The following is a 1,287-nucleotide window of genomic DNA, read 5'->3' as shown; positions in this document are numbered from 1 at the left end:
ATGTCCGGTAGCATCGTTTGTGTATAATAGAGGAGGAAGAAAAATAATTGCCCGGAGCGATATTGCTACGCAACGCTACCGCGATCGCTACTCTTCAAGCACTTGACAAATCATCAGTAGGCCACCAACGAAAACAAGTGAGACCTTGAATGAGCGATCGCTGTTTCATTAAGTTGATACATCGCTCAAAAACGATATCTTCCATCTGGGATAAATTTTCAAAGGTTTGATTACAGATCGGTTCATTAATTATTGGCCAGAGTCCTTCGGCAGGTTGTAGTTCTGGTGTATGGGCTGGTAAGAACTCCAAATGCAATCCCTCTGGAACTTTCAGTTTTTGACTACTGTGCCAACCTGCTCTGTCTAGCACTAATATCATGTGCTTATTTTTTCCTCAACCAAAATGTCCAGCTAAGTCAGCCAACACTTGGTTAAAAACAATAATATTGACCTTGGGCAAAAGCCACCAGTATGTTTCTCCTGACTGGGGATGTACAAACCCATAGAGCCAACACCACTGAAAACGCCAGTTTACCTCTGCAGTTGGTTGTACTCCCACAGGTGTCCATACTCGTCGGAAAATTGGCTTGAGACCCAAACGATGTTCATCCATTGCCCAGAGTTCTACAGTGGCCTCTGGATACTCGGCTTTTAGTTGTTCAAATCGGTGAGAGAGTTTTCTTGCTCCGTCTTTACGGCGAGGAGACCTCGCCGCAGGCGGTGCGCTTTTTTCCATTTCTCTTGTTCGGTTGGAGTTGCCGACTTTTGATGCTGTGGTCGGGGGATTCGTAATCTATATTTCATTGACCGTAAATATTCCCATCCCCTGCGCCGATCAACTCGATGGTCAATTAATTCTGTTAACCAATCCCCCACCTTGCGCCCATTCCATAATCCTCCATCTGGTGCTTTCTCCTGGAGGGCCATTTCTAGGTGGGCTTGCCTTTCATCTGAAAGGAATCCCTTTTGCCCTGGATGTTGATGGCGACGATCTACCAATCCTTCTTTACCTTGCCGATTGTAGCGACGTGCAATTTGACGAATGGCCTCCAAACAATAGCCTGTGACTGAAGAAACTTCTTTTGTTGTTTTTCCTTTTGCTAGAAGCCAAATTATTTGGTATCTAGTCCTTTCTATTGGGTCATAGGTAGCTCGGTAGTTTCTTTCTAGTTCATCTATACTTAGGTGTTCTTGGATACTTAAGCGTCTTGGCATAATGGCGATCGCTCCTGGGAATTATTTTTCTCCTCTTCAATTATACACAAACGATGCTACCGGACATGATAT

Annotated in this window: 1 pseudogene; it reads right to left on the bottom strand. The window is 44.5% G+C overall.

The window, feature by feature from the left end:
• Positions 1–94 precede the first annotated feature (94 nt).
• Positions 95–1,215 (bottom strand): annotated as a pseudogene (locus F6K27_RS33225) (IS630 family transposase).
• Positions 1,216–1,287 lie beyond the last annotated feature (72 nt).

Source organism: Okeania sp. SIO2F5 (genome assembly GCF_010692685.1).
GTDB classification, from domain to species: domain Bacteria; phylum Cyanobacteriota; class Cyanobacteriia; order Cyanobacteriales; family Microcoleaceae; genus Okeania; species Okeania hirsuta.
Note: the sequence above shows the minus strand (reverse complement) of the source record. Positions and strands in the feature narration are given on the sequence as shown.